Source organism: Maribacter sp., assembly GCF_049667165.1.
Lineage (GTDB): Bacteria > Bacteroidota > Bacteroidia > Flavobacteriales > Flavobacteriaceae > Maribacter_A.
Map to the genome: position 1 here is coordinate 1 of NZ_JBATHS010000104.1, position 26,272 is coordinate 26,272.

Annotated in this window: 25 protein-coding genes; 6 read left to right on the plus strand and 19 right to left on the minus strand. The window is 41.9% G+C overall.

The features are described 5' to 3' along the window. The 3 genes from WBM98_RS05640 to WBM98_RS05650 all read right to left on the minus strand — a co-directional run. Window positions 1-867, minus strand: an 867-nt coding sequence (locus tag WBM98_RS05640; protein ID WP_424365052.1) for a class I tRNA ligase family protein, incomplete at its 3' end; no start/stop codon positions are given. 126 nt (window positions 868-993) lie between these two features. Continuing rightward, the gene (locus tag WBM98_RS05645) at window positions 994-2,709 is read right to left on the minus strand and encodes a DUF1501 domain-containing protein (protein ID WP_424365053.1); all 1,716 of its coding nucleotides are present in this window, start codon (window positions 2,707-2,709) and stop codon (window positions 994-996) included. Window positions 2,710-2,719: 10 nt separating this feature from the next. Beyond that, window positions 2,720-4,228, minus strand: a complete 1,509-nt coding sequence (locus WBM98_RS05650) for a DUF1800 domain-containing protein (RefSeq protein ID WP_424365054.1) — start codon at window positions 4,226-4,228, stop codon at window positions 2,720-2,722. Between the two features lie 195 nt (window positions 4,229-4,423). Here WBM98_RS05650 and WBM98_RS05655 point away from each other — a divergent pair, with 195 nt between their 5' ends. Together WBM98_RS05655 and WBM98_RS05660 are read left to right on the plus strand one after the other, a co-directional pair. Continuing rightward, window positions 4,424-4,783, plus strand: a complete 360-nt coding sequence (locus WBM98_RS05655; RefSeq protein ID WP_424365076.1) for a YraN family protein — start codon at window positions 4,424-4,426, stop codon at window positions 4,781-4,783. Window positions 4,784-4,848: 65 nt separating this feature from the next. Beyond that, window positions 4,849-5,508 carry an aspartate kinase gene (locus tag WBM98_RS05660; protein WP_424365055.1) on the plus strand — a complete coding sequence of 220 codons (660 nt, stop codon included), beginning with the start codon at window positions 4,849-4,851 and terminating at the stop codon, window positions 5,506-5,508. Window positions 5,509-5,512: 4 nt separating this feature from the next. Here WBM98_RS05660 and WBM98_RS05665 read toward each other — a convergent pair whose 3' ends face one another. The 6 genes from WBM98_RS05665 to WBM98_RS05690 all read right to left on the minus strand — a co-directional run bounded on the left by WBM98_RS05665 (window position 5,513) and on the right by WBM98_RS05690 (window position 15,960). Further along, window positions 5,513-6,835, minus strand: coding sequence for a TlpA family protein disulfide reductase (locus WBM98_RS05665; protein ID WP_424365056.1), 1,323 nt, complete (start codon window positions 6,833-6,835; stop codon window positions 5,513-5,515). A 75-nt stretch (window positions 6,836-6,910) separates the two neighbouring features. Further along, the gene (locus WBM98_RS05670) at window positions 6,911-8,824 is read right to left on the minus strand and encodes a CocE/NonD family hydrolase (RefSeq protein ID WP_424365057.1); all 1,914 of its coding nucleotides are present in this window, start codon (window positions 8,822-8,824) and stop codon (window positions 6,911-6,913) included. A 155-nt stretch (window positions 8,825-8,979) separates the two neighbouring features. After that, on the minus strand, window positions 8,980-9,333 hold the full coding sequence (locus tag WBM98_RS05675) for a TerB family tellurite resistance protein (protein WP_424365058.1): 354 nt from the start codon (window positions 9,331-9,333) through the stop codon (window positions 8,980-8,982). Window positions 9,334-9,402: 69 nt separating this feature from the next. Then, window positions 9,403-12,804 carry a transcription-repair coupling factor gene (gene mfd, locus WBM98_RS05680; protein ID WP_424365059.1) on the minus strand — a complete coding sequence of 1,134 codons (3,402 nt, stop codon included), beginning with the start codon at window positions 12,802-12,804 and terminating at the stop codon, window positions 9,403-9,405. A gap of 54 nt (window positions 12,805-12,858) precedes the next feature. Next, complete coding sequence (gene pdeM, locus WBM98_RS05685) at window positions 12,859-13,491, minus strand: ligase-associated DNA damage response endonuclease PdeM (protein ID WP_424365060.1); 633 nt, start codon at window positions 13,489-13,491, stop codon at window positions 12,859-12,861. A gap of 3 nt (window positions 13,492-13,494) precedes the next feature. After that, the gene (locus WBM98_RS05690) at window positions 13,495-15,960 is read right to left on the minus strand and encodes a ligase-associated DNA damage response DEXH box helicase (RefSeq protein ID WP_424365061.1); all 2,466 of its coding nucleotides are present in this window, start codon (window positions 15,958-15,960) and stop codon (window positions 13,495-13,497) included. A 105-nt stretch (window positions 15,961-16,065) separates the two neighbouring features. Between WBM98_RS05690 and WBM98_RS05695 the strand changes: the two genes are divergently transcribed. Then, complete coding sequence (locus WBM98_RS05695) at window positions 16,066-16,488, plus strand: TerB family tellurite resistance protein (RefSeq protein ID WP_424365062.1); 423 nt, start codon at window positions 16,066-16,068, stop codon at window positions 16,486-16,488. 38 nt (window positions 16,489-16,526) lie between these two features. Here WBM98_RS05695 and fbp read toward each other — a convergent pair whose 3' ends face one another. Next, window positions 16,527-17,537: a class 1 fructose-bisphosphatase gene (fbp, locus tag WBM98_RS05700; protein ID WP_424365063.1), complete on the minus strand. Its 1,011-nt coding sequence runs from the start codon at window positions 17,535-17,537 to the stop codon at window positions 16,527-16,529. Between the two features lie 111 nt (window positions 17,538-17,648). Between fbp and WBM98_RS05705 the strand changes: the two genes are divergently transcribed. The 3 genes from WBM98_RS05705 (at window position 17,649) to WBM98_RS05715 (ending at window position 21,278) form a co-directional block, all read left to right on the plus strand. Continuing rightward, window positions 17,649-18,128, plus strand: coding sequence for an N-acetyltransferase family protein (locus WBM98_RS05705; protein WP_424365064.1), 480 nt, complete (start codon window positions 17,649-17,651; stop codon window positions 18,126-18,128). Beyond that, a complete protein-coding gene (locus WBM98_RS05710) occupies window positions 18,125-19,375 on the plus strand; it encodes an aspartate kinase (RefSeq protein WP_424365065.1) in 1,251 nt (416 codons plus the stop codon). Before WBM98_RS05705 ends, WBM98_RS05710 begins: the two co-directional genes overlap by 4 nt. 85 nt (window positions 19,376-19,460) lie before the next feature. Next, entirely contained in the window at window positions 19,461-21,278 is a 1,818-nt protein-coding gene (locus tag WBM98_RS05715) for a GNAT family N-acyltransferase (RefSeq protein WP_424365066.1), read from the plus strand. On the opposite strand, the gene WBM98_RS05720 is transcribed toward WBM98_RS05715, so the two are convergent. The 9 genes from WBM98_RS05720 to WBM98_RS05760 form a co-directional block, all read right to left on the minus strand. Next, window positions 21,275-21,694: an arsenate reductase ArsC gene (locus WBM98_RS05720; RefSeq protein ID WP_424365067.1), complete on the minus strand. Its 420-nt coding sequence runs from the start codon at window positions 21,692-21,694 to the stop codon at window positions 21,275-21,277. The two genes, WBM98_RS05715 and WBM98_RS05720, sit on opposite strands and share 4 nt — an antisense overlap. Window positions 21,695-21,804: 110 nt before the next feature. Further along, window positions 21,805-22,218 (minus strand): N-acetyltransferase family protein, encoded by a 414-nt coding sequence (locus tag WBM98_RS05725; RefSeq protein ID WP_424365068.1) that lies wholly within the window; start codon window positions 22,216-22,218, stop codon window positions 21,805-21,807. Window positions 22,219-22,252: 34 nt separating this feature from the next. Further along, window positions 22,253-22,825 (minus strand): hypothetical protein, encoded by a 573-nt coding sequence (locus WBM98_RS05730; RefSeq protein ID WP_424365069.1) that lies wholly within the window; start codon window positions 22,823-22,825, stop codon window positions 22,253-22,255. 19 nt (window positions 22,826-22,844) lie between these two features. Continuing rightward, window positions 22,845-23,333 (minus strand): DUF6428 family protein, encoded by a 489-nt coding sequence (locus WBM98_RS05735; protein ID WP_424365070.1) that lies wholly within the window; start codon window positions 23,331-23,333, stop codon window positions 22,845-22,847. A 12-nt stretch (window positions 23,334-23,345) separates the two neighbouring features. Further along, window positions 23,346-23,669, minus strand: a complete 324-nt coding sequence (locus WBM98_RS05740) for an ArsR/SmtB family transcription factor (RefSeq protein WP_424365071.1) — start codon at window positions 23,667-23,669, stop codon at window positions 23,346-23,348. 79 nt (window positions 23,670-23,748) lie between these two features. Next, complete coding sequence (locus WBM98_RS05745) at window positions 23,749-24,237, minus strand: NINE protein (RefSeq protein ID WP_424365072.1); 489 nt, start codon at window positions 24,235-24,237, stop codon at window positions 23,749-23,751. A gap of 144 nt (window positions 24,238-24,381) precedes the next feature. Continuing rightward, window positions 24,382-24,771, minus strand: coding sequence for a VOC family protein (locus WBM98_RS05750; RefSeq protein WP_424365073.1), 390 nt, complete (start codon window positions 24,769-24,771; stop codon window positions 24,382-24,384). A 5-nt stretch (window positions 24,772-24,776) separates the two neighbouring features. Beyond that, window positions 24,777-25,235 (minus strand): DUF1801 domain-containing protein, encoded by a 459-nt coding sequence (locus tag WBM98_RS05755; protein WP_424365074.1) that lies wholly within the window; start codon window positions 25,233-25,235, stop codon window positions 24,777-24,779. Between the two features lie 36 nt (window positions 25,236-25,271). Then, window positions 25,272-26,210 (minus strand): 2-hydroxyacid dehydrogenase, encoded by a 939-nt coding sequence (locus WBM98_RS05760; protein ID WP_424365075.1) that lies wholly within the window; start codon window positions 26,208-26,210, stop codon window positions 25,272-25,274. Window positions 26,211-26,272: the final 62 nt, after the last annotated feature.

Consider the following 26,272-nt stretch of genomic DNA (forward strand, 5'->3'; position numbering starts at 1 on the left):
TTTCCAATAGGGTTCCCAATCCTTTCCTTCACGTTCGGCCCATTCCTTGGTAGAGGAAATATAGCCAATTGGGGCATCGAACCAAACATAGAGTACTTTGCCCTCTCCACCTTTTACGGGTACGGGAATACCCCAATCCAAATCCCGAGTTACGGCCCTTGGTTTTAATCCGTCATCTATCCAGGATTTACATTGCCCATACACATTGGGTTTCCAATCGTTTTTATGTCCATCGAGAATCCATTCTTTCAAAAAACCCTCATACCTATCTAGCGGTAAAAACCAGTGTTTGGTTTCTTTTAAGGTTGGGACGGCTCCTGAAATGGTTGATTTCGGGTTGATCAAATCGGTAGCGTTCAAGGTGGATCCACAATTCTCACATTGGTCGCCATACGCCTCTTCATGACCGCATTTGGGACAAGTGCCCACGACAAAACGATCGGCCAAAAACTGTTTGGCTTCCTCGTCATATAATTGTGCTGTGGTTTCCTCGATAAAATCGCCTTGTTCGTACAATTTTACGAAAAAATCAGAAGCGGTTTTATGGTGTATTTCGGCGGAAGTCCTTGAGTAATTGTCAAATGTTATCCCAAAATCCAAGAAGGATTTTTTGATGATGGCGTGGTATTTATCGATGACATCCTTTGGCGTAACCCCTTCTTTCTTCGCTTTCATTGAAATGGCCACCCCATGTTCATCACTCCCACAAACAAAGGCGACATCCTTGCCTTGTAGTCGTTGGTATCTTGCATAGATGTCCGCGGGCACATACACACCTGCCAAATGCCCAATATGGATGGGGCCATTGGTGTAGGGTAACGCTGCGGTAATCGTATATCTTGCTGGGCTTTTTTCGTTCACTGCCATTGACTTTCAAAATTAAGCCTCAAAAATACAGATTTTGCTCGGTGCAGCCTAGGTTTCGGTAAAAAAGGAGAGCCCCCGAACTATCATTGCTGATGCTGTCGGAGGCTCTTCCAGAAGTGGGGGTTGTTAAGCAACCATTACTGATTTACTCATTTTCTGGTTCTGTACATTAATGCGATAAATATATTTTCCAGTGGATAAATGACTTGGCATTCGTTCACGGATATTTATCTCGGTAGACCCTTCAAACATCATTTCGTTGAAGACCGTACCTACATTTTGCCCTAGAATATTATACAATTGAATATCTACATGGGCACTAAAAGGCATCTCCAAATAGATATGGGGTGTACTATCCGTAGGATAAAATGGTTTATGAACTATAGCATCCAACAATTCAGGGTCAAATGGTGTTTCCGGAGTAGGTTCCGTTGTAGGTAATGTAGGTTCACCATCACTGTATACAATATCGGGAAAATCGATGCCACTACAGTTGAATCCTAGGTTTACCGGTGCATAAGGGTGGTTTAATAAATGTTGTTCCACCAAGGGTATATCTACGCACATCCATTCGGCCAATACTGTAGCATATAAATCTCTGAAGTCCATCGTATATTCCAAGTTGCCTCGCCCATCCGGATTGTCCAAAGTCGGGTGGTCCCCTACAAAGGCACTACCGTTCAACCCTGAACCGAAGAAAAGGGTAGGTGCGGCCTTACCGTGGTCAGTACCATTTGAGCCATTTTCAAAAATTCGTCTTCCGAATTCAGAAAAAGTCATACTCAATACCTTATCGTCTTGTTGTGTAAAGGCAATATCATCATAAAAATTGTCAATGGCCACGGATAAATTGGTCATTAAACGTTCGTGGGCCAATGGTTGGTTGCCATGGGTATCAAAACCGCCCATGGATATCATATATACCTTGGTGCCTAAATTACCTTTGATCAATCGTGCTAAAATGGCCAATTGTTTGGCGAAACCGTTGTCTTGGTACTCTACTTGGTTTTGGCCGCGCATATATGCATCATGTATTATTCCGGCATATTCATTGGTTACATTCGATACGCCTCTTAAAAATCTAATTTGATCGGAATACATACATTCATCGAAGAGGGCGTCGTCTACCGAATATTGCAGACCAGTTTCCGCTATTTGTTGTAATTGATCAACGTTATTGGTAACAAAGGCATAGTTGGTTTCCTCTCCTTCAAAAACAAGACTACCATAGTTTCCTACTTGTAATGCAGCAGGACCATCAGTTGGTCTGCTTCCAGGGAAATCAGATAGATAATCAGGATATAAATGTTCAAAATGCCTACCCATCCAACCGGTATCCTCTCCAGAGAACCCAGTAGTGTTGATATCGGTACTTCCAAAGATGTCGGTTCCGGTAAAGTGGGAAAGACTCTGGCCTTCATAGCCTACTCCGTGCACCGCCTTAAACTGTCCGTCGCCCCACATGGGTTCCAAAGATTTCATATAGGAAGGTACCCCGAAATCATCGGTAAGCTTTAATATCTTACTTTCAGGAATATAGATATTGGGCCTTGCATTGGCATAGGAGTCATATTGATTGATCGGAACTACGGTACTAAGTCCGTCATTACCACCGTTCAACCTGATTAGAATAAGGATATTATCTGTTTCGGCAGCGGCGATAGCTGCAGTCAATGGAGATGGGGCCGAGGCCGTTAACATTTGTGATCCTAATAGCATTGAACCAGATCCGGCTATTCCCAATGCCTGTAAAAAGGAACGTCTGCTCCAGGCTTTATGTTCTTGGTCATGGCCGTCATGTTGAAGGCCTTTATATGGGGTTTTATCGTGGGTATCGCACATAGTCGTAGGTTTATTTAAGTTGAAATTCTGGTTGTCTTGATAGATGGCGCAATAACAAGTGTACTTGTGAAGGAACGGATGGATATATATTCAAAGACCATTGTGATGTTCCACCCTCATAGAAATCAGGACTGTAATAAGACATGGGAATTTCTGAAATAGTAAATGCAGAGACTGCATTATTGAATTCTTCATTTGTATACATGCCTTTGGGGGCTATCTTTTCTACGATGGCCCTCACTACAATTTCTGGATTGCTCGTGCCACTATTGGCCGTACCAACTGCGTCGGTCGCAAATGTCCTGAATTGGTCGGGGTTGTCTTGGTACAGACCATCGATAATGGTTTCCATTGTAAGCCAACGACCGATCATAAAATTGGTATTTATCCAAGTTCTATTGCGTTGCCATCCCTCAACCTCAACAGGGTTGAACAATGTTTGTCCCAATAGATCACTATAGTTGATCATACTTGCTATAGTGGTGTCAGAATAAGAAAAACTGGTTTCGTTTATAAAGTTCAAATAAACATCGAACGGACTCTTTATGATTACCCCAATGGCCTCATCATCAAAAAAGTGTTGACTTTTGAACAGTTGCGATAAGACCGGTGCAATTTCATAATCGTTTGCCATGAAAGTGGCAGCCATGCCGTCGATAATAATCTGGGCATTGTTAGATTCATCCCTAGAATCGGGGTGCACGAAAAATTCATAAAGTTTACGGCAAATAAAATCGGACAGTTGCGCACCGCGTTGTTCAAAGAGGATATCAACGACATCATCATAACCCCAATTGCCGGTTTGCCCAAAAATGGTCTTGCTCCCAGCATCGAATTTAGTTGGATCGAAAGTTACCGGTTCACAGCCAATTTCCCCACGTTCAACGTAGCCTGTAAGGGCCTTGGCAGTTTCGATTATATCTTCTTCTGTATATCCGTTACCATCACCTAGGGCAAAAAGTTCGTATAATTCCCTTCCATAGTTCTCATTCGGGTTGTTACCATTATTATATACGCCATCCAAATAATAGAGCATGGCCTCGGTCAATCCGATCTCACTAACGAAGGTCTTGAAATTCCCGATGGAATTGCGTTGCAGGCAATTGATATAATGATATAGAAAGGAACTACAGTTGTAAACTGATAGTTGGGTTACGAAATGGTTGCTCCAAAAGAAACTTAATCGATCTCTTAAGTTGTTGTTGAGCATGGCATTCGTATAGGTCAATTTCCATTCGTCTATTTGAGCCCTGCGTAGTTGGCCGGCTGCATCGTCATCAGCAGGATAATTGCTATTGTTCCAATCCGCCCATGTAGGTGCCGGGGTCGGTGCCATGTTAATGGCTTGGTTAACAAGTGAGTCTACCAAAGCACCGGCCGATTGTCCAACGGCTTGATCAATAGTTTCGACTGAGGCACTAAACCCTAGTCTTCTGTACAAATGCGCTACCCTGTATTTATCCAAGGGAGTTGTGTACGGCGCTAATGTAGAGGTATTACAATTAACGAAGTATTCCATAGTAATTTTAGGCTTTAAGAACGTTCATGTGCGTAGGGGGCAGATTCTTAACGGCTAAACCAATTGGATATTATGTAAATCCAAGTATTTTCGTTGTTATGCATTCCAAATAACGGTGATATGTTTGAAATATACGATGAATGTCATATTTTTTCGATGAAATGCAGTGTTTTTGGTAACAAAAAGGAAAAGGATATGGGAAGACATAATGAGTTTGGCAAGGAAGGTGAACAGATTGCCGTCGATTTTTTATTGAAAAAGGGTTATTCTATAAAGTATAGGAACTATAGGTATCTCAAAGCCGAAATCGATATCATTGCCCAGATCGATAATACTCTGGCAATCATTGAAGTGCGATCAAGGAGTACCGATTTCGTTGAGAATATTGCGGAGACCATCACCAAGAAGAAAATCGGGTTACTGGTGCTTGGGGCAGATCACTATGTAACGGAACGTGATTTGGACGTTGAGGTTCGCTTTGATGTCATCACTATTCTTAAGAACAAAAAAGTATTTGAGATTGAACATTTGGAAAGCGCATTTTATCATTTCTAGATTTAAATTGGCACAATTTGTTTTATTTGTAACAATATGTTATATTTGCCAATATTTATTCCGTCATGAAAACAATATCGTCCGTAGTTGAGCAGTATATCAAAAAGAAACCATTTCTTCAAAGTGCGCTGGCGCAAGGTATAATAAACCTAACGTCACTTTCTAGAATCGTTAAACCCGAGATTGAAGAGCAATTGGGGAAGGATATTCGTAATGGGGCCATTGTCATGGCCTTGAAACGATTGTCCGATGACCTTGAGTTTAGGGCCACCCATAAAATTATCAAGGTTTTAAAAAATATCGGCGAAATTACGGTACGTTCCTCGTTGACCGATTATACGTTTTTGGCTTCGGATACTATTCTAACCCAACAAGCTAAACTTTTGGAGGAGATACATTCCAATCAGGATGTTTTCTATACGTCATCAAGAGGAGTAAATGAAATAAATATTGTCATCAGTAATATTATGGATAGGACTGTTGATAGTTTGTTCAAAGGAGAAAAATGTACACAAAAGGCGAACAACCTTTCTTCCATTACGGTTAAGCTTCCAGCGGAGAATGTTTCCGTTCCCGGCATCTATTATTTTATTTTCCAACGATTGGCTTGGGAGGGGATCGTTCTAAACGAGGTCATTTCAACCACCAATGAATTTACCATCATCGTAAATGATGAACAGGTTGATATTGCCTTTAAGACCATTAAGGATCTTAAAACCCTTTAAGGTTCTATTTCCGTTCCAAAAATTCAACCACTTCTTTGTCATTTTCGGGTTTAGCAATGATCCGCTTTTCCTTATCCAATATAAAATAGGAGGGTGTTTTTAATATGTTGTATGTTTTGGCATATTTGCTTTCCCATTTGCCCAGGGCTATGGCATGTTCAAAATTGGGTAGTTTGGCCGATTCCCTTTTCCAATTCACGTCATCTTCCTCCAGACCTACGGCGACCACTTTTGCAGTACTTACATCTTTTAATTTATGATGCAGGGCAGGTAGTTCTTTCAGACAATGGCCACAGGTACTGCTCCAAAATACCAGAATATAATGTTCGGCCCCTTCCAAGCTATTTAGCGCAAAGGTCTTTTGATCTATTTTCCATTTGATATCAGGAGCAACAGCTCCCATTCGCAATCTATTGTGTACCTCTATTTCGTCGACTATATTTTTGTTGTCGGTTGCCGACGCTAGTTTTTTGAGATAGTTGTTGTAGATATAATCAGAAGTACTATTATAACCACTTGAGGCTGCCTGTGTCCATAAGCTATAAAAGAGATGCATTTTATAGGGGTCACCTACTGCAGCCAATTTTTCGTTGATCGTGTCCACATTCGTATTCATGGCTTCCTGCATTTCCCTATCGGTCATGGTCTGCAGCGGGAGGGCGGTAAAGACATAGTTGAGCAATTTATCCGTTAAAAAACCGGAAGCCTGTAAAACGGGGTCGTCAAATTCCATCATATCGAAATAATGGGCTTTCCTACCCTCCACATATGCATTTACCGATTGTATTTCTTTGGGAATGTAAGGTGTATTGCTTCTGATAAAGTGGTTCGCCATGGTACCCGCCGATTTCTTTTCATAAGAATCCTGAATATGTTCCATTTGTTCGGTCAAGTTCTTGAATGCAGCTTTATCGGCGTTGCCGCTCGTATAATAATCCGTGATTCGCTGTTCAAGGTCCGTGATTTCCTTAAAATAAGTATTGAAGAGTATATTTTCTTTGGAGGTAAAGAATGAAACCCCACTTGTGGCGTCGAAGGCAAGTGTAATATCTTCCTTGCCATTATAAATGACATCAAAATAAAACTGCTCCTGAGGTACGGCATACACCAATCTATAGGTCCCAGGCAGGGCATTTTCTGGAATGCTTATATTGAATACCCCATTTTTGACAGCGGTTTCGGCTATAAAGTTCTGTGTTCCCGGTTTAAGATGATATGCTAACAACCATTTATAATCCTTGGCGGGTGAAAATGTCCCTGAAATCGTGTGTTGGGCCGTTAATTGTAAACTGACGAAAATGGTTAATATAAGTAGTAGTTTCTTCATGTTTCGGATAAAATCAAATATCAGTCCAAATTACAAATTTGTAGGAATTCACATAGATTATGTTGGTTATAAAATTTAATCTTTGATCATTTTTTCTTCCTTGACCAACAGTAGAGGAGCATCCAAATCACCACCGACCTGAACCGAAGAGGCTCCATGCACTTGAATGGTCGACTTTATAAAATCCGATTCTTCGGCCTTATAGATATTATCCACATATTTCTGGGGATTACGGTCAATATATGGGAACCAGGTACTATGGATCTGGATCATGATGCGATGCCCCTTTTTAAAGGTGTGCAACACATCCTGTAAGCGAAAGTCCACATCGCTTACTTCGCCAGGAACAAAGGGCTCTGGCTTAGCAAAACTATTGCGGAACCTACCCCTGAAAACTTCTGACCTTACCAATTGCTGATAGCCGCCCATGATGATGTTTTTAGGATTATGTTCGTAGTTCGGATGGTCATCGGGATATACATCGATCAGCTTCACTATAAAATCGGCATCCGTGCCACTCATCGAGACCTTTAGTTTTGCGAGGATTTCCCCGGCAAGGACCCTATCATCGGTAAGTATTTCGGATTCGAAAGTCAATACATCCGGACGGCGTGAAGCCTGTCTTTGGTCATCTGACATAAAACGTCTTGGTGTAAAGGTAAGCCCTTCGGTTTGTGAGGTGTAAGGTACCGGTTTTTTTGGGTCACTGGTATATTCAAAAACCGCATTTTCATCGGTCGGCTTGTTGATGCCCAGCATTCCATTTTCGCCAAAATACAGGGTTACGGGTGCTATCTCTTTGGGAGGCCATGCATCGAAGGTTTCCCATTTTTTGACACCAGTATCGAACATATAAGCTTCCGGCAGAGTATCTACGCCCTCATCTTTGAGGTGATACGCAAAGAATTTTCGTTCGATTTCCCTTTGGTAAAACGTAGAGATACTATCCCCAAAATAAATATGGTTATGGGTGGTCATACCTTGTTCGCGCGCCCATCCGCCATGGTCCCATGGCCCCATTACGATGGCGTTTTTGGCCTTGGGACTAGTGGCTTCCACAGTTTTGTAAATATTCAAGGGTCCGTAAAGGTCTTCTGCATCAAACCAGCCGCCTACGGTCATTACAGCCGGTGTACTATTTTTCAAATGCGGCAAGAGATTTCTTTTTTGCCAAAACTCATCGTAATTAGGGTGTTCTACAATTTGATTCCAAAAAAAGTTATCATCATGAAATTTTTTAGTCAGGTTCTTCAAAGGCCCCATACGAAGGTAAAAGTCGTAGCCGTCTGCAGCGGGATCATCGTAAAAACGTTTGATTTTATCTATGTACCAAGGGTCCCGGGTGCGACCTTCTTTTTGATATCCAAATACCGCAAAGGCTGCTGAATAACTTTCCAAATAGGCCCCTTGATGATGAAAATCGTCAAAGAAAAAATCGGCTATAGGGGCTTGTGGGGAAGATGCCTTTAGGGCCGGATGTGCATCGGGTAGGGCTGCCGCCGCGTAAAAACCAGGATATGAAATACCATACATACCAACCTTGCCATTGTTGCCTTTTATATTCTTGATCATCCAATCAATAGTATCCCAGGTATCCGAACTTTCGTCAATATCGTTTTTGTTTTTTGGATCGTTTCCCGGGATATTGGGCCGCATATTATCAAAGGTGCCATCGGACATATACCTACCGCGAACATCTTGGAAAACGAGGATATAACCATCGTGCAACAGATATTTGGAAGGATACCCACTTAGGCCATAATCGGTATAATTCGAAGCATTATAGCAGGTGCGGTTAAGAAGGATAGGGGCTTTTTTTGATGTGTCTTTGGGGGTGTACACCACTGTGAAAAGCTCGATTCCATCACGCATCGGTATGTGATATTCCTTTAGGTCATAATGCTCTCGTACATATATGGAATCATTGTTTTGGGCAAGGGTTATCTCAAAGTTTATTGCAATCAGTATCGCAAGTATAAATCTTGACATCTTAAAGCTTTTAATAAACTTGAAAGATAAACATTTTAGATAAGTTGGTACGATATTTTGTGCCACAGTTATCCCATACAACAGGGACTTCTCTTGTAGATCCCATTGGTTTCATAGAAGAAATCAGAGGGAATGAAAAATCGTAAACCAATAAACTATTTGGCTGCTTTCAAATCTTGCACATAGCCAATAAAGGAATGGATCTCGGTCATTAAGGCCGATTCCTTTTCGTGTACAAATCCATCGGAAATAGCGATTTCATCCAAAATGGCCACCAAAACCTTCTTTTTTTCATAGGTCATGGCACGAAGGATCAATTTGGCTTGTTCTTCGGCTATATTTCGGGCCTGAAGAATAAAATTACTATCAAATTCGATACGCTGCATCAATTGGCCCAAAGCGGTCAATTCACCTTTGTGCACAGTGCCATCGGCTATAATGACGGAATCTACGGTTTGTACAATAGCTAATTTTTCGGCTAGTGTAAAGCCTAAAGTTGGAGTATTCATACTTCTAATTGTGGGTTAGAAAGGGTGGAAGATACAAAATTATGTGTTCATGGGATTTGTTCAGGAGCACTAGGTTGATGCTATTTCCTTTGTATTCGCATTTTTAAATGGGGCCAAGGCGTTCAATGCCTTTTCGACAGAAGTGATCTTGTCGAAGGTCAATAATAACCTTAGGCCATTACGGGTTTGCTTTTCCTTTATTCTGCAAAGGTTTGCATGGGTCTGTACAAATTGAAGCACCTGGGTGAACGTTGTGCTTTGATAAAAAGCGGATTGCTGATCTGCTATAAAATAACCGATCATTTTCCCTTTTTTCATCACCACTTTTTCAAGGCCAATACTATTGGCAATCCATTTTATACGGACAGAATTCAATAGATCAACGACTTGGATGGGCAGTTCCCCAAAGCGATCGACCAATTCCGACTCGAATTTCTGTAGTGCCTCCTCATCCTTGATCGAGTTAAGCTCGGTATACAGATTCAATCTTTCCGTAATATTGTTGATGTAATCGTCGGGTATCAGCAATTCAAAATCCGCATCGATCTGGGTGTCTTTCACATAAATTGGTTCATGATGCCCTTCTACCTCATCATACAATTCCTTAAATTCATTTCCCTTGAGTTCCTCAATGGCTTCAGCCAGGATCTTTTGGTAGGCATCAAAACCTATTTCGTTGATGAAGCCACTTTGTTCGCCCCCAAGCAGATCGCCGGCGCCACGAATTTCCAAATCCTTCATGGCAATATTGAAGCCACTTCCCAATTCTGTGAATTGTTCCAAGGCCTGGATTCTTTTACGGGCTTCATTGGTCATGACATCATAGGGCGGGGTTATGAAATAGCAGAATGCCTTTTTGTTGCTACGTCCGACACGACCACGCATTTGGTGCAGATCGCTAAGTCCGAAGTTATTGGCATTATTGATGAAGATGGTATTGGCATTGGATACATCCAACCCACTCTCGACAATGGTCGTGGATATAAGCACGTCGAATTCCCCATTCATAAATGCAAGCATCAATGTTTCCAGTTTTTTGCCTTCCATTTGCCCATGGCCAATACCTATTTTGGCGTCAGGCACCAGACGTTGGATCATACCGGCCACCTCTTTGATGTTTTCAATGCGATTGTGGATAAAGAACACCTGTCCGCCACGTTGTATTTCATAGGTTATGGCATCGCGTATGGTCTCCTCCCCAAATCGGATGACATGGCTCTCTATGGGGTACCGATTGGGAGGCGGAGTGTTTATGACCGAGAGATCACGGGCTGCCATTAAACTAAACTGTAGCGTTCGTGGAATGGGTGTTGCCGTCAAGGTGAGTACATCCACATTTTCTTTTATTGCCTTCAGTTTATCCTTCACGGATACCCCGAATTTTTGCTCCTCATCAACAATCAGTAAACCTAGGTCTTTGAACTTCACATTTTTGTTTACGAGTTGATGGGTGCCTATGATGATATCCACTTTCCCATTCTCCAAGTTTTCAAGGGTTTCGCGTTTCTCTTTGGCGGTTCTGAACCTGTTGAGGTAATCGACCGTTATCGGCATTTCTTTTAGACGTTCGTTAAAGGTCCTATGATGCTGAAAGGCCAAAATCGTCGTTGGCACCAAAACGGCTACTTGTTTGCCATTGTCGACCGCCTTGAACGCAGCACGTATGGCCACCTCGGTCTTTCCAAAACCCACATCCCCACAAACGAGACGGTCCATGGGTCGTTCACTCTCCATGTCTCTCTTAATATCCTCCGTTGCTTTGCTTTGGTCTGGGGTATCCTCGTAAATAAAAGAGGCTTCCAACTCCAATTGTAAATAGCTGTCAGGGTTGTATTGAAACCCTTTTTGCAACCTCCGTTTGGCATATACCTGGATCAGGTCAAAGGCAATTTTCTTAACCCGTGATTTTGTCTTTTGTTTTAATTTTTTCCAGGCGGCAGATCCCAATTTATATATTTTCGGTACCGCCCCATCCTTGCCGTTGAATTTTGATATTTTATGAAGCGAATGTATACTGACATAAAGGATGTCGCGATCCCCGTACATGAGTTTTATCGCTTCCTGCTTCTTACCCTCTACGTCTATTTTCTGCAGTCCACCGAACTTTCCAATACCATGATCAATATGGGTTACATAATCCCCAACCTCCAACTTGTTGAGTTCCTTTAGGGTAATGGCCTGTTTTTTGGCATACCCGTTTTTCAAATGGAATTTATGGTATCGTTCAAAAATCTGATGGTCCGTATAGCACACCAATTGCAGATCGTCGTCGATAAAACCCTGAAAGATGGGAAAAATCACCGTAGTATATTGTATATCGTGGTCTACCTCCTCAAAAATGTCATGAAACCGCTTGGCCTGTTGCTCTGAAGCACAGAAGATGTAATTCGTATATCCTTTTTGGCTATTTTGATTGAGGTTGTCGATCAATAAATCGAACTTTTTGTTGAAAGAAGGTTGAGGTTTTGTATGAAAGACCAGCGTTTCAATAGGTAAGGAATTGGAAGTTTTGGCAGATCCCCCCAATTCCACAACACCATAGTGTTGTAATTGCGATTTGAGCAGTTGTGAATTCACGAAAAGTTCCTCGGGTTGGGCATGTTTTAACTCCTTGGGTAATTTGGCGAACGATTCTTGCGCTTTACCAAAGAACGAATCCAACCGGTCATAAAGCAATTCCAGGTTTTTCGTGAATACAAGGGTCTGGGGCGAAATGTATTTCAAGAAACTCTCCCGGGATTCATTCAAAAATTTATTCTCCACATTGGGAATGATGGCTATTTTATTCACCTTCTCTGTAGACAGTTGTGTTTCCACATCAAAAGTTCGAATACTCTCTACTTCATCCCCGAAGAACTCAATACGATAGGGTAAGTCATGGGAAAAGGAAAAGACATCCACAATGCCCCCACGTACCGAGAATTCACCGGGTTCGGTCACAAAATCGACCCGTTTGAATCGGTATTCAAAAAGCACCTCGTTGAGAAAATCCAAAGACAATGAATCCTCCAATTTAATTTTCAAGGTGTTCTTATCGAGCTCTTTCCGAGTGACCACTTTTTCGAACAGTGCATCGGGATAGGTAACAATGACAGCAGGTTTTTTTCTTGAATTTATTCGGTTCAGTACCTCTGCCCTTAGCAGCACATTGGCATTATCGGTTTCTTCTATCTGGTAGGGCCTACGGTAACTGCCAGGGTAGAACAACACATCTTTTTCGCCAATAAGCATCTCAAGATCGTTGAGGTAATAGGCCGCTTCTTCCTTATCATTGAAAACCAGCAGAAAGGGACGTTCGGAATTCTTGAAAACGCTCGAAATAACAAAAGAAAGGGCAGAACCTGTCAGGCCTTTTAATGCAATTTTGTTACTTGAATCGGAGTCTGGAAGTTGGGTATTGGCAATAGCAGCTTGCAGTTTCCGTGTTTGTGGAGACTGTGCGAACAGTTGTTGGATTGTATTTTGGGTCAACCGTTGAATTTTGTGCAAATATAGGTTGAAGCCATTCGCTGCCCAAGGGAAGGGTTAAATTTTTATGACCAACCCTTCGGCCAAGGCAAAGACTTCGTCCTGTTTTTTAGGTTTTAGGGTATACGATCCTGTGAACGCCCCAAAGGCAGGAAGTATCATTTGATGTTGTTTTTTAAAAAAGCATGGGAACCGCAGGGATTGTTTCCCACTTCCCCTGATTTTTATCGCGGGATGGATATGTCCACAAAAGTTGTAAAGTCCATCCCGTTCTTCGGGATGATGGGTGAACAAGAATGTTTCAAGGATAAGTTCTTCCAGCACTTGAATTTTCAGCGTTTCGTATTTCAAGGGTGAGATTATATCATGGTTGCCATTGATAAGGATCATTTCGGTCTGTGTTTTGGATACCCAAGCCTCAAAATAGGTCCATTCCGTATTCAAATGGGAATGGAAGAGATCTCCTAAAAAATAAATACACAAAGGATTGAAAAAATGGACTACTTCATCCAACAATTCAAAATTACCATGAATGGCTCCCCGGGGAATCGCAGCCCCGAATTTTCTGAAGTGGCTTACTTTGCCCAAATGCACGTCACTGATCAATAGTATGGACTTCTCTTGCCAGAACATGGATCCCGACGGGTGTAATATGAAGTTTTGACCTTGTATCTGTATTCTTTGGGTCATCGCTTATTTTTTCAGGAGTTTAGCCGTCATTCGTTTTATGCGATCGGCCAGTTTTTCGCTCGATAATTTTTCCCGTAGTCTGTCCGTAATCAAAGGAAAAGAAAACGGGGTCGGTTGTTGGCATTGTTTCCATACGAATTTTTGCTGGGCAATCCGTTCCAAAGCCAGGCGCAAGCGACCTTCTTCCAATTGGTGCTCAAAGGTTTCGGTATAGGCCTGCTGATACAGAAGATTGTCGGATTCATATTCTTTGAATACATCGAACAATAACTGTGAGCTGCTTTGTAAATGCTTCATTTTGACTCCTTTTTCAGGGTAACCCGTAAATACTAACCCGCTGATGACCGCAATATCGCGAAATTTCCGCTTTGCCATTTCCGTTGAGTTCAGACTTTTTTGAAGATCATCGAAAAGAAAGTCTGTGGCAAAAAGGTTATTATCGAGAATCTCCTGTACATCCAGTTTTTGGTCAGACAGCAATTCAAACCCGTAATCATTGAAGGCCAATGAGAATGTTATGGGTGATAATAGACTAATACGGTAACTTAAGAGACTGCCCATGGCTTCATGCACGGCACGCCCCTCAAAAGGATAAAAGATATGGTGGTGGCCATCCTGGGTTTCAAAGGTCTCTATCAAAAATTCATCGGGCTTGGGTACAACACTATCCTCCCGCTGTTTGTCGAATATGGTCTTAAGCGATTTGATTTCCAAAGACTGTTTTGAAATGGGGAGGGAGGCGGAATAAAGTTCGTTTCGCAATAATTCCGACATTTGTGCAGAGAATGTCATTCTACCGCCCATCCATGCTGGGACCTTGGTCGATTTCTTGCTCGAATTCCTGACATGGACCTGCATTTGTTGTATTCGGATGAATTCCAGGTTTCTACCGGCAAAAGTGAAAACATCACCAGCTTTCAATTTGGATATAAAGTACTCTTCGATGGTGCCGATATAGCCCCCCTTTTGATAACGTACAGTAAGGTTTGCATCGCCTACAATGGTGCCGATCTGAAATCGATGGCGCATGGCAATACCCCGATTGTGCACCTTAAACAAACCACCTTCGTCTACCTCCACTTTTTTATATTCATCGTACGATTGTAGACTTTGGCTGCCCAAGACCAAAAAATTCAATACCCATTGCCATTGTTCCTCGGTAATTCCTTGGTAACAAAACGTACGTTTGACCTCCTTATAAATTGCATCCGGATAGAAGCCATCTGAAACGGCCAGGGTGGTAAGGTACTGCAGCAATACATCAAAACTATTCAGGTAGGGTAGGCGATCTTCGACGGCATTTTGCTTAACGGCCTGTTGCAATGCGGAGGCCTCAACCAGTTCAAGGGCATGGGTGGGCAAAAAATAAATTACACTTTCTTCCCCAGGCCTGTGACCGCTGCGACCGGCCCGTTGCAGGAACCTTGCAATACCCTTGGTCCCCCCAATCTGGATGACGGTTTCAACAGGGGCGAAATCGACCCCAAGATCCAAACTCGAAGTGCAGACGACCGCCTTAAGACTTTCGTTGCGAATGGCCTGTTCTACCCATTGTCGGGTTTCCTTATTGATGCTACCGTGGTGCATGGCGATCTCTCCGGCATATTCAGGATACTTTTCAAGGATTTTCTGAAACCATATTTCGCACTGGCTACGGGTGTTGGTAAACAATAAGGTTGTTCTGCTATTCTTGATGATGGGAATTGCCTTAGGTAACAGTCGCAATCCCAAGTGCCCACGCCAGGGAAACGTTTCCATAGTGTTGGGAATGATGCTTTTGACCGTAATTTTCTTTTTGAGTTGGGCTTTGATCAGTACGGAATTTTCCAAGGCTATGGAGTCAGGCCCCAATAATACCTCTCTCGCCTGGTCCAAATTGCCAATTGTGGCCGATATGCCCCAAATACGCAAGTTTTCTGAGATCGATTTGAGTCTGGACAGGCCAAGCTCGGTCTGCACGCCTCTCTTTGTACCCAGAAGTTCGTGCCATTCATCAACGACGATGGCCGAACAATGCTTAAAGGTTTTTGCATAGCCTTTAGTAGCCAATAACAAGTGTAGACTTTCGGGAGTCGTGATCAGCAGATCGGGCATATTCCTTTTTTGCTTTGCCCTCTCACTGGTGCTCGTATCACCAGAGCGGATACCTACGGTTAAACCAGTGCCCAAATCATGGGCCACGCGTTCTGCAGATTGTTTTATTTCATGCGATAAAGCACGCAATGGGGTTATCCATATCGCCTTTAATCCCTTTTTATGGGTCGTCTTGTAATCGGGATGGTTTTTGATATATTCCAACACAATCGGGAACCAAAGGGCATAGGTTTTTCCACTGCCCGTTGGGGCATTGAGAAGCCCATGTTTCCCTTGCAGAAAGGCTTTCCAAGTTTGCCTTTGAAATGCAAAAGGCCTCCAATTTTCTTGGGCAAACCAGTCTTCGGCAATGTTATAAAGTGGGTTCCTTATCATGGAATGATCTTAATTTCAAGGCTGAATGATTATGAGAAAATAATCATTTACAGACTAAAATATCACTTTTAAAAATTTATATTTGTCATAATCAAACGAAGAAACATGCCTATTTTAGACTTATACAATCATAGTGAGAAACGGAGAAATTTGGCCCATTTTGCTGCAATAGCTTCATTGGCGGCTGTGGATGGAGACGTAAATGACCAAGAAATGAAGCTTTTGGTAAAATTTGCCAATAAATTGGATATTACTGATAATGAATTTAAAGAGGTCATGAAAAAATCGAATAAATACCCGATTGATCCCCAAAATAACTCTGAACTAAGGTTGGAACGATTGTTCGATCTTTTCAAGATCATTTTTGCCGACAATGAGGTTGACGATGATGAAATGGTTTTGTTGAAAAAATATGCCATTGGCCTAGGTTTCCCCAGCGATAAAGCGGACAAGATCATTGGAAAATCCATTGCGATCTTTTCAGGAAGAATAGACTTTGATGATTATTTGTATTTGATAAATAAATAGACGGGATTCACCCAGACCAAAAATCAAAACACAGTACGCTATTTATATTTGTCGAGGAATTCCTGCAGTTTTTCAACCATTTTTCTACTACCACAAAAGAAAGGCACCCGTTGGTGCAACTCTGTCGGTTGAATATCGAGTATTCTTGTTCGTCCCCCAGTGGCTAAACCATTGGCTTGCTCCGCAATAAATGCCATGGGATTACACTCGTATAACAAACGTAATTTTCCGTTTTGGGTAATGCTACTCTTTGGGTACATGTAAATACCTCCTTTGATCATATTCCTATGAAAATCGGATACAAGGGAACCTATATATCTAGAAGTATAGGGTCTATCCCCTTCCTCTTTTTGACAATACTTTATATAGTCCTTAACCCCCTGTAGAAAATGAATGTAATTTCCTTCATTCACCGAATAGATCTTGCCGGTATCAGGAAATTTCATGTCGGGATGCGAAAGGTAGAAGGTGCCAATAGCGGGGTTTAAGGTAAATCCATTTACACCGTCCCCGGTGGTATAGACCAGCATGGTTGAAGTGCCGTAAATAATATATCCTGCAGCTACCTGATTTCTTCCCGGTTGTAGAAAATCTTCGAGCTGCACAGGGGTGCCCACGGGGGTGATCCTTCGGTAGACCGAAAATATGGTTCCTACGGAAACGTTGACATCGATATTGGATGAGCCGTCTAAGGGATCGATCAGTACAACATATTTATTTTGATGTTGTTCGTCATTGCTATTTACACTGATAAAATCGTCTTCCTCCTCAGAGGCAATACCACAGACAATTTCACGATTTTTCAAGGTTTGTATAAATCTATCGTTTGCAAGCACATCCAACTTCTGTTGGTCTTCCCCCTGTATGTTGGTGTCACCGGCCGCTCCAAGAATATCGATCAGGCCTGCTTTGTTCACTTCGTGGTTGACCACTTTGGCCGCAAGGCGAATCGCATTGATCAGTTTTGAAAGTTCTCCTGAGGAATATTGGAAAGAGGATTGATTTTCAATAATGAACTCCCCGAGCGTTTTGTGTTTTTTTACTACCATGGTTGAAATGTGTTATTTAATTACAAATATCGGGTAATTTGTGAAACTACGTCGGTTTCGGAATTATTTGACGATGTAAATTTATAACTTTGTGTTTTATTTGTAACAATTATGGATTATACGATTCGTGACGCGGTAGCGGAGGACATGCCCTATGTGCTTGATCTTGTAAGGGAGTTGGCACGTTTTGAAAAAGAAGCCGATGCGGTTGAGGTCACTGTTGATGATTTGGTACGTGATGGTTTCAACGACAATCCTAAGTTCCATTGTTTTGTGGCGGAATCCGGTGCCCGGATAGTAGGTATGGCCTTGGTTTATAATCGCTATTCTACTTGGAAAGGCCCAATCATCCATTTGGAGGATTTGGTGGTTTCCGAAGCCATGCGGGGCAGTGGCCTGGGGACGGCGTTATTGAACGCAGTGGTTCGCTACGGGGCCAATATGGGTGTTAAACGCATCAATTGGGAGGTATTGGATTGGAATGAGCACGCCATAAGGTTTTACGAAAAGAAAGGAGCCCGTGTATTACGGGATTGGGATGTAGTACAATTGGATGAAAATGGAATCCAGAATTATTTAGATAAGATATGAGAATATTCAAATTTGGTGGGGCATCGGTAAAGGATGCCACCGGGGTACAGAACTTGGTGAAGGTTTTAAAGAAAGTGGGTCATGAAAATACATTACTCGTGGTTTCGGCCATGGGAAAGACCACTAACGCCATGGAGAAGGTGGTTAATTCTTATTTTGAGGATAAAAATGGCTTGAATTCTGCGGTTCAGGAAGTCATAGAGTACCACAATACCATTTTGGTAGATTTGTTCAAGTCGGATAAGCATCCGGTTTTTGGTAAGGTTAAGGTACTTTTTGATGAAGTGCAGGGATTCTTGGTATGGAATAAATCGCCGAATTACAATTTTGTATATGATCAAGTCGTAGGTTACGGTGAATTGGTGTCGACTACTATTTTAAGCGCTTATTTGAATGAGGTGGGAATAAAGAATTCCTGGCTCGATGTGCGCAACTATATCAAGACCGATAACAATTATAGGGATGCCCTGGTCAATTGGGAACGAACACAGGAGCGTATATCACAATTAACCGATAAGAGTAAGTTTTATATTACCCAAGGTTTCCTGGGTAGTGACGATAACAATTTTACTACGACCTTGGGGCGTGAGGGATCGGATTATACGGCGGCTATTTTCGCCTATTGTCTCAACGCCAATTCGGTAACCATTTGGAAAGACGTGCCAGGGGTCCTGAATGCGGATCCCCGATATTTCAGCGATGCCCAGTTGTTGAACAAAATATCGTATAGAGAGGCAATAGAATTGGCATTTTATGGTGCCTCAGTGATTCACCCGAAAACCTTACAACCCTTGCAAAGGAAAGAAATTCCGTTATTGGTGAAATCATTTATTAACCCTGAGGGGGCTGGTACCACAGTAGGCAAAGGCACAACCTTAGAACCCCAAGTTCCTTGTTATATCGTTAAAAAGGATCAAGTATTGATGCGGCTTTCCTCCCTTGATTTTTCATTCATTGTAGAGCATAGTATTAGTGAATTGTTTAAAATGCTGCATGACCATAAGATGAAAGTAGACCTGATCCAAAACTCGGCTATTAGTTTTTCGGTTTGTGTTGACAACAAGTTTGGACGACTGCAAGAATTATTGAATCTTTTAAAAGGCAGGTTCAATGTGGATTGCCATGAGGGGGTCTCTCTTTATACCATACGGCATTTCAATAACGATGCCATAACTTCCTTACAAAAAGGAAAGGAGATTTTATTGGAACAACGGGCCAATGAAACGGTACAATTGATCGTCAAATAATGATTTACACGATTTTTCAGGACTGTTAAAATAGGGCTTCCAATAGGGATTTTACTATATTTATGCTTCCTAAATGAAATAGAGCATGGGTTTAGTGACCGCGAAAGAGGTAGCCAAGGCAATCAATCTGCATAAATATGGTTTTTTGGGCACCTTTATGGGTTGGCTACTCATGAAGATCACCCGCATTTCAGGCATCAATCGGTTTTATACAAAGCACAGACATCTTGAAGGGATAGAGTTTTTGGATGCCATTTTAAAACATTACCAAATCGATTTTGAGGTGCCCGAAGAGGACTTTAAAAGACTTCCCAAAGAAGGTGCCTATATAACCATATCCAATCATCCCCTAGGTGGTATCGATGGGGTTTTGTTGTTGAAATTATTGGTGTCCCATAGATCCGATTTTAAGATCGTTGCAAACTTTCTACTCAATAGAATTGAACCTATGGTTCCTTACATACTGCCGGTCAATCCTTTTGAAAACCATAAGGATGCAAAAAGTAGTATTGCCGGTTTCAAGAGTGCCATGACACACTTAGACGAGGGTCATCCGTTGGGTATTTTTCCGGCTGGGGAGGTCTCAACCTATAAAGACGGAAGATTGATAGTCGATAGGCCTTGGGAAGAAGCTGCCTTAAAACTGATACGTCGGGCCAAGGTACCCGTGGTCCCTATTTATTTTCATGCAAGAAATAGTAAGTTCTTTTATAGATTGTCCAAAATCAGCGATATTTTCAGAACGGCCAAATTACCATCGGAAGTATACTCGCAAAGAAACCGGCCTATCAAGGTGCGGATCGGGCAACCCATTTCGGTTGACACACAAAATGAGCAGGAAAGCTTGGAGGAATTTACAGAACTACTGCGCAGAAAGACCTATATTCTTTCGAATGCCTATGAGAAAGAACGCTTGTTCGATCAAATCCCGACGTCCTTAAAACTTCCCAAAACACCCAAAAAAATTGCCACGGCTGTTCGTACCGAGGTTATTCAGGGCGAAATTGAAAAGCTTCGGGAGAAAGAGTGCCGTCTGTTGCAAAGTAAGAATTACGAGGTCTTTTTGGCAAAGGCCCATGATATGCCTTTTATCCTAAAGGAAATCGGTAGGCAACGCGAAGTCACTTTCAGGGCCATCGGGGAAGGCACCAACAACTCCATTGATCTGGATGAGTTTGATGAATATTACCATCATTTGTTCCTTTGGGATGATACTGATAAGGAAATTGTTGGGGCCTATCGCATGGGAATGGGTTCTGAAATATTCAAAAAATATGGTATTGACGGGTTTTACCTTCAAGACCTGTTTCGATTTGAACCTGAATTGTTCGGGATGATGAAGCAGTCCATTGAAATGGGCAGGGCCTATATCGTCAAAAAATACCAACAAAAACCCATGCCTTTATTTTTATTGTGGAAGGGAATCGTGCACACCACCTTAAGGCATCCTGAGCATAAATACCTGATTGGAGGGGTAAGCATTAGCAATCAGTTCTCGAACTTTTCCAAGTCGCTGATGATCGAGTTTATGAAAAGTAATTATTGGGACCCTTATGTGGCCCAGTATATCAGTCCGAAAAAGGAATTCAAGGTCAAGTTGAAGGATGCCGATAAGGATTTTATTTTCGATGAGACCGAGGCTGATCTCAACAAGTTCGACCGAATGATCAATGAGGTAGAACCAGGAAACCTGAGATTGCCGGTTCTTATTAAAAAATATATAAAGCAAAATGCCAAGGTGGTCGCTTTTAATGTAGATCCACTGTTTAATAATTCGGTAGACGGATTGATGTATATTCGAATCGCCGATTTACCTGAAAGTACCGTAAAACCTGTTATGGAAGAGTTTCAGGCCGAACTTGAGCGGAAATTCGCCGAGAATCTACAAAACGGGGAGGATTAGTGCAATTCACGAAGTATGAATTTTTGACAATATTCCTTGATTTCATTCCTTACTTTTAAGAATACCTCGCGCTTTTCTTCGGCAGTCCCTTCAAATTTTGATAGATCATGGAAATTATGATGGAATCTTTTGGCATTTTTTGAAGGGAAGTAGGGGCAGTTTTCATTGGCATGATCACAGACCGTAATAATAAAATCAAAATCCAAATCGATATATTCATCTACCTGGTTTGAGGTGTGCCCTGAAATATCGATGCCATCCTCGGCCATAATGGCTACGGCATACTCGTTTAGTCCATGGGCTTCTATCCCGGCACTATAGATGTTTGCCAAACCATCCTGTAACTTCTCCAAATAGCCCTGTGCCATTTGACTTCTGCTGGAATTGCCTGTACACAATACCAAAATATTCTTCATGTATACGTAGATATTAACATTCCCATGGGCCGTCGTCTGTTAAAGAACCGTTTAAATCCCTACTCGTTGACTCCTACGTTCAAATAGCAGGTTGTTCTTCCAAATACCGTCTAATTGGCCCACGCGTTCCCGTGTACCAAGATAGCGAAACCCCGTCTTTTTATGCAAGGCAATACTCCTTCATTTTCGGGAAAAATACTTGATTGTAAGGTCCAAAACCCGTTTTTCTCACTTTGTAAAATCAGTTCTTTCATAAGTAAGCTCCCCACACCATTGCCACTATGGGCCTGGCCAACATACACACTTACTTCGGCGACACCCTGGTATACGCTTCGGCCTGAAACCGGTGATAGGGCGGCCCAACCCAGTACCTTCTTGAGGTCGACGGCAACCAACCTACAGGATTTTAGATGGGTCTTGTCCCAAATATCATAGGTGGAAATGTGCTTTTCAAAAGTAGCATATCCCGTTGCTATGCCTTCTGCGTAGATTGTGGCAACAGTTTCCCAATCTTCTAATATCAATGGCTGTATCAAAATTTTTGCTGCACTACACATATTAACAACACATTATCTTGGCGCGAAAGTTATTCCACTTGGCGCGGGGCGTTTCCAACAGCAATATTAGGTGTAATAGGGCCAATATTATTGCGCCGGGGATTACATTGATGCTGACAAATGCAAACGACCCTTGGGCCGAAGAAGTGGCAAATTCATCGACAAAAATTAAACTTCTGCCGGTCACTTTAATTTTAAGTGCAAGAACGAGAACAATCGCAGAGAAATGGAATGCATTTGAAAAAAGATGAATGATATATTCCCATTTGGGGAGTCCGCCCATAAAGTTACGACTTTCCTTTTCGGAATATGCATCTATTCCTAGTACTATCATATCGAGAACTACCAGGGTGATGCCGAATAGAAATAGATTGAAATTCGATTCATTTATGAATAGGGACCAAATAATGAAGGGAAACAATATAGCGCGAATCGTATGGGTCTTATGCTCGAAAAAACTTTCTTCATGATTGAAAAGTCCATATTTGAATATGTGCAGGTAGAACCCGTCATAGGTGGCCAAAATCATAAACAGAATTAGAGAGGCGGTGGCAAGATAAAAGATGATTTCCATAATTACATTCTTTATGGGCCTAGCAGCATCCACTTCCGGGTGAACAACAAGCTTCTTCTTGCATGTTGGTCTCGACGGGCGCACCACAAGTATCCTTTGCCTTGCAATCGGTTTTATCAACCCCTAGCTTCATGATCAACCGATGATCTTCCAGGAGAAATTCATTTACAAAGAGTTGCGCGGTATGAAAGTTGGGATTACCATATTCGAATTTCACCTCCGCTTCTTTTTGCATGGGCTTTATGTGATCTACCTTATTAAGAATATCAATGGCCTTGTTCGTGGTCATGAATTCCCTTTTGCCCTTTTCAGTCGGACTTTCCCATAGTTGAATGATGGTCTCTTTCCAGAGGTCTGTACGAGCGCCACAATCGACAGCGTCAATCGTCATGTTCTTTACTTCGGTAATATGGTAATTGGCACGGACGTAATGTCCGTGCTTGTATTCAAAAAGAAGACTTTTATTTGGATTTTCCTTTAAGAGCGATAAGAGTTTTTTCGTTTGCATAATAATGAATATTTAACAACAATTAAATTTAGTTTTATCAAAGAAGGTATTCAGTTCCTGTTGAATACCCTTCCATTTTTTAAGATTGATACAATAACAGACCTTTTTACCACTTAGCTCACCTTTAATCAAATCTATACTTTTCAGTTCCTTCAAATGTTGTGAAATCGTGGGTTGTGCCAAGCCTATTTCGGCAACAATATCATTACAGATACAGGCTTTTTGATGGCTGATGTACTGTAGGATTGCTATCCTGGCGGGATGGGCGAGTACCTTGAACAAGGTGGCCAGTTCGTTCTGTTTTTTGTTAAAGATCTGTGTTTTGGTGATTCCCATTATATATTTATATATTGCAATATTACGATTATAAAATGAGTAAAAAAAGCCAGACCAATAAAAGCCGGCTTTTATTTTTTTAGAACCAAGGTTTTTGACCCACTTGGTAGGTGTTATAAAACTCTTCGTCTGATTTGGTCAAATATATAATGCCTTCAATAAGTCCTAAGATTCCCATCAATGAAGCACCAATGCCGCAGGTGAAAAAACCTAGTACAATGGTTACTGCAAGCATGATGATCCCTTCTTTATTGTAACCCAATATAAACTTGTGCACTCCAAGGGCTCCTAGAACAATAGCCAATATCCCAGCGAGCATTTTCTTATTGTCTCCGCCTGCCTTGCTAAATGCCTCTTTGGCACTATCGGTGAATTCCTTGGCAGTATCCTTTGCCTCATGGGCAAATTCGCTGGCTTTTTCTTTGGCGTCTTCTGCAAATTCCTTAGTCGCCTCTTTGGCGTCATCTAATTTTTCACTGGCTTTTCCCCCTAGATCTTTAGCTTTGTCCTTGGCTTTGTCCATGGCATCTTCCGCCTTATCCCCTAAATCCTTATTTTCTTCTGACATTTTTTTGATTGTTTTTGGTGGTTAATACTTATGTTAAATGTAACAAATATTTATTCACCAAGGAAATATGCCCAAACATTCCTGATTATGAATCCATTGATTCTCGTCGAAGCACTTTGTTTGATTGAAAAATATGTATGATTGCTAGGGAAGGAACGCCTTGTCAATGGGTTCCCAGAGTTCCAGTTTATTGCCTTCTGGATCTAAGATCCATCCGAATTTACCGTATTCATATTCCTCGATATTCCCTACAACAGTAACCCCCTCCGCTTTAAGCACTTTCAATAATTCGACCAAATTATCGACCCTGAAATTCATCATGAACTGTTTTTTGCTGGGCTCAAAATAGTTGGTGTCCTCATTCATCGGGCTCCATTGGGTAGAACAGTCATGGCCCTTATGGTCTTTCCACCAGAACGTACACCCGTATGGATCGGTGTTAAGTCCCAAGTGTTCTTTGTACCATGTCTTTATTTTATCCGGATTTTTGGCCTTAAAGAAAAAACCGCCTAAACCTGTCACCCTTTTTTCCATAGTGCTTATGTTTTTTTTACGTTTTTCTCATAGAGGGTTATCCAGTCAGACACGTTCATTTTTGTGCAAAGTTCACCTATGAGTTTATAGGGGATGGTATCCATCTTTTTGAACCGAATGCAGCTCTTGCCCATATCCAACTTCGTTTTTACATACTTGGGATATTCCCCCACGAACCAATCATATAATTCCTTACTGGCATAGATCCCGGAATGATACAAGGCAACAAAATTCTTTTGTGAGGCCAAATTAATGAATGGTAAGGGAAGTTCGGGAGAGCAACGGTATCCATCAGGATAAGTGCTGTGCGGCACAACATAACCCAACATGCCATAGCTCATTTGTTCCTCGAAACCCTTCGGTAGATTGTCGAGAATGGTTTTTCTAAGCTTTTGAATGACTTCTTTGCGGTCATCGGGCAATTCATTGAGGTATTGTTCCGTAGACGCTGCTTTTGACTGCATGTTCCATGATTTTAGATGGTTGCTTACAGTATAAAGTTAGCAAAATCTTTTTTTAATCTTATCGACAATGGTTTGGGCCAGTTTTTCTTTGCTTTCTACGGTCCAACCGGCCACATGGGGGGTGAATAGCACATTCGTGGCTTTGATAAGATATTGGAAGGCTTCGGGAAGTTTGTCATCATCGAACATGTTCTCAAAGGATGATTTTTCATATTCCAGGACATCCAAACCGGCTCCCAGGATTTTGCCCGATTTTAAATGCTTGACCAAATCTTCGGTAACCACACATTTGCCCCTGGCGGTATTCATGAACCAAAAAGGTTTTTGAAAGGCGTTTATAAACCCATCATTGATCATCCCGATCGTTTCTGGGGTCTGGGGTACATGCAGGCTGAGTACATCGGTTTTTTGCTGCAGTTCCATAATCCCTACCTGACGCGCATTTTCATCACCAACGCCCCCGATGATATCATAGCAGATGGTTTCAACATCGAATCCCTTCAATTTTTTGGCAAAGGCCTTGCCCATATTGCCATAACCAATAATGCCTACGGTTTTGCCATCGAGTTCACTTCCACGGTTGCCTTCACGATCCCATGTACCATTTCGAACTTCATGGTCCGCCTTATTGAGTTTATTGAAGAGTGAAAGAAGCATTCCAAGGGTATGTTCTCCAACGGCATTTCTATTGCCTTCAGGGGCCGCGGCCAAGAACACTCCATTTCTTTTGGCATAATCGACATCGATATTTTCAAGACCAGCCCCAACGCGTCCTATGAACTTAAGGTTAACCGCCTTGTCTAGAAATGAAGCGTCAATGGTGAACCTGCTACGAATGATTATACCATCATAGACCGATATTTTCTTTTCAATTTCTCGTTTGGTCGATGTATAATCCTCATCGTTCTGAAACCCCAATGTTGCAAATTGATCGATCATCAAAGGGTGGTTGGTGTCTAGGTGTAGTATTTTCATTTTTTATTCCAAATTTTCTGCAGCCATTCCCCGGCATTCTTAAGGTCATTACCGTAAGCACA

Bases quoted from the DNA above. Each gene is read 5' to 3' on its own strand.
- WBM98_RS05645 (WP_424365053.1), bottom strand. From the start codon at position 2,709: ATGTGCGATACCCACGATAAAACCCCATATAAAGGCCTTCAACATGAC.
- WBM98_RS05650 (WP_424365054.1), bottom strand. From the start codon at position 4,228: ATGGAATACTTCGTTAATTGTAATACCTCTACATTAGCGCCGTACACA.
- WBM98_RS05655 (WP_424365076.1), top strand. From the start codon at position 4,424: ATGGGAAGACATAATGAGTTTGGCAAGGAAGGTGAACAGATTGCCGTC.
- WBM98_RS05660 (WP_424365055.1), top strand. From the start codon at position 4,849: ATGAAAACAATATCGTCCGTAGTTGAGCAGTATATCAAAAAGAAACCA.
- WBM98_RS05665 (WP_424365056.1), bottom strand. From the start codon at position 6,835: ATGAAGAAACTACTACTTATATTAACCATTTTCGTCAGTTTACAATTA.
- WBM98_RS05670 (WP_424365057.1), bottom strand. From the start codon at position 8,824: ATGTCAAGATTTATACTTGCGATACTGATTGCAATAAACTTTGAGATA.
- WBM98_RS05675 (WP_424365058.1), bottom strand. From the start codon at position 9,333: ATGAATACTCCAACTTTAGGCTTTACACTAGCCGAAAAATTAGCTATT.
- pdeM (WP_424365060.1), bottom strand. From the start codon at position 13,491: ATGACCCAAAGAATACAGATACAAGGTCAAAACTTCATATTACACCCG.
- WBM98_RS05690 (WP_424365061.1), bottom strand. From the start codon at position 15,960: ATGATAAGGAACCCACTTTATAACATTGCCGAAGACTGGTTTGCCCAA.
- WBM98_RS05695 (WP_424365062.1), top strand. From the start codon at position 16,066: ATGCCTATTTTAGACTTATACAATCATAGTGAGAAACGGAGAAATTTG.
- fbp (WP_424365063.1), bottom strand. From the start codon at position 17,537: ATGGTAGTAAAAAAACACAAAACGCTCGGGGAGTTCATTATTGAAAAT.
- WBM98_RS05705 (WP_424365064.1), top strand. From the start codon at position 17,649: ATGGATTATACGATTCGTGACGCGGTAGCGGAGGACATGCCCTATGTG.
- WBM98_RS05710 (WP_424365065.1), top strand. From the start codon at position 18,125: ATGAGAATATTCAAATTTGGTGGGGCATCGGTAAAGGATGCCACCGGG.
- WBM98_RS05715 (WP_424365066.1), top strand. From the start codon at position 19,461: ATGGGTTTAGTGACCGCGAAAGAGGTAGCCAAGGCAATCAATCTGCAT.
- WBM98_RS05720 (WP_424365067.1), bottom strand. From the start codon at position 21,694: ATGAAGAATATTTTGGTATTGTGTACAGGCAATTCCAGCAGAAGTCAA.
- WBM98_RS05730 (WP_424365069.1), bottom strand. From the start codon at position 22,825: ATGGAAATCATCTTTTATCTTGCCACCGCCTCTCTAATTCTGTTTATG.
- WBM98_RS05735 (WP_424365070.1), bottom strand. From the start codon at position 23,333: ATGCAAACGAAAAAACTCTTATCGCTCTTAAAGGAAAATCCAAATAAA.
- WBM98_RS05740 (WP_424365071.1), bottom strand. From the start codon at position 23,669: ATGGGAATCACCAAAACACAGATCTTTAACAAAAAACAGAACGAACTG.
- WBM98_RS05745 (WP_424365072.1), bottom strand. From the start codon at position 24,237: ATGTCAGAAGAAAATAAGGATTTAGGGGATAAGGCGGAAGATGCCATG.
- WBM98_RS05750 (WP_424365073.1), bottom strand. From the start codon at position 24,771: ATGGAAAAAAGGGTGACAGGTTTAGGCGGTTTTTTCTTTAAGGCCAAA.
- WBM98_RS05755 (WP_424365074.1), bottom strand. From the start codon at position 25,235: ATGCAGTCAAAAGCAGCGTCTACGGAACAATACCTCAATGAATTGCCC.
- WBM98_RS05760 (WP_424365075.1), bottom strand. From the start codon at position 26,210: ATGAAAATACTACACCTAGACACCAACCACCCTTTGATGATCGATCAA.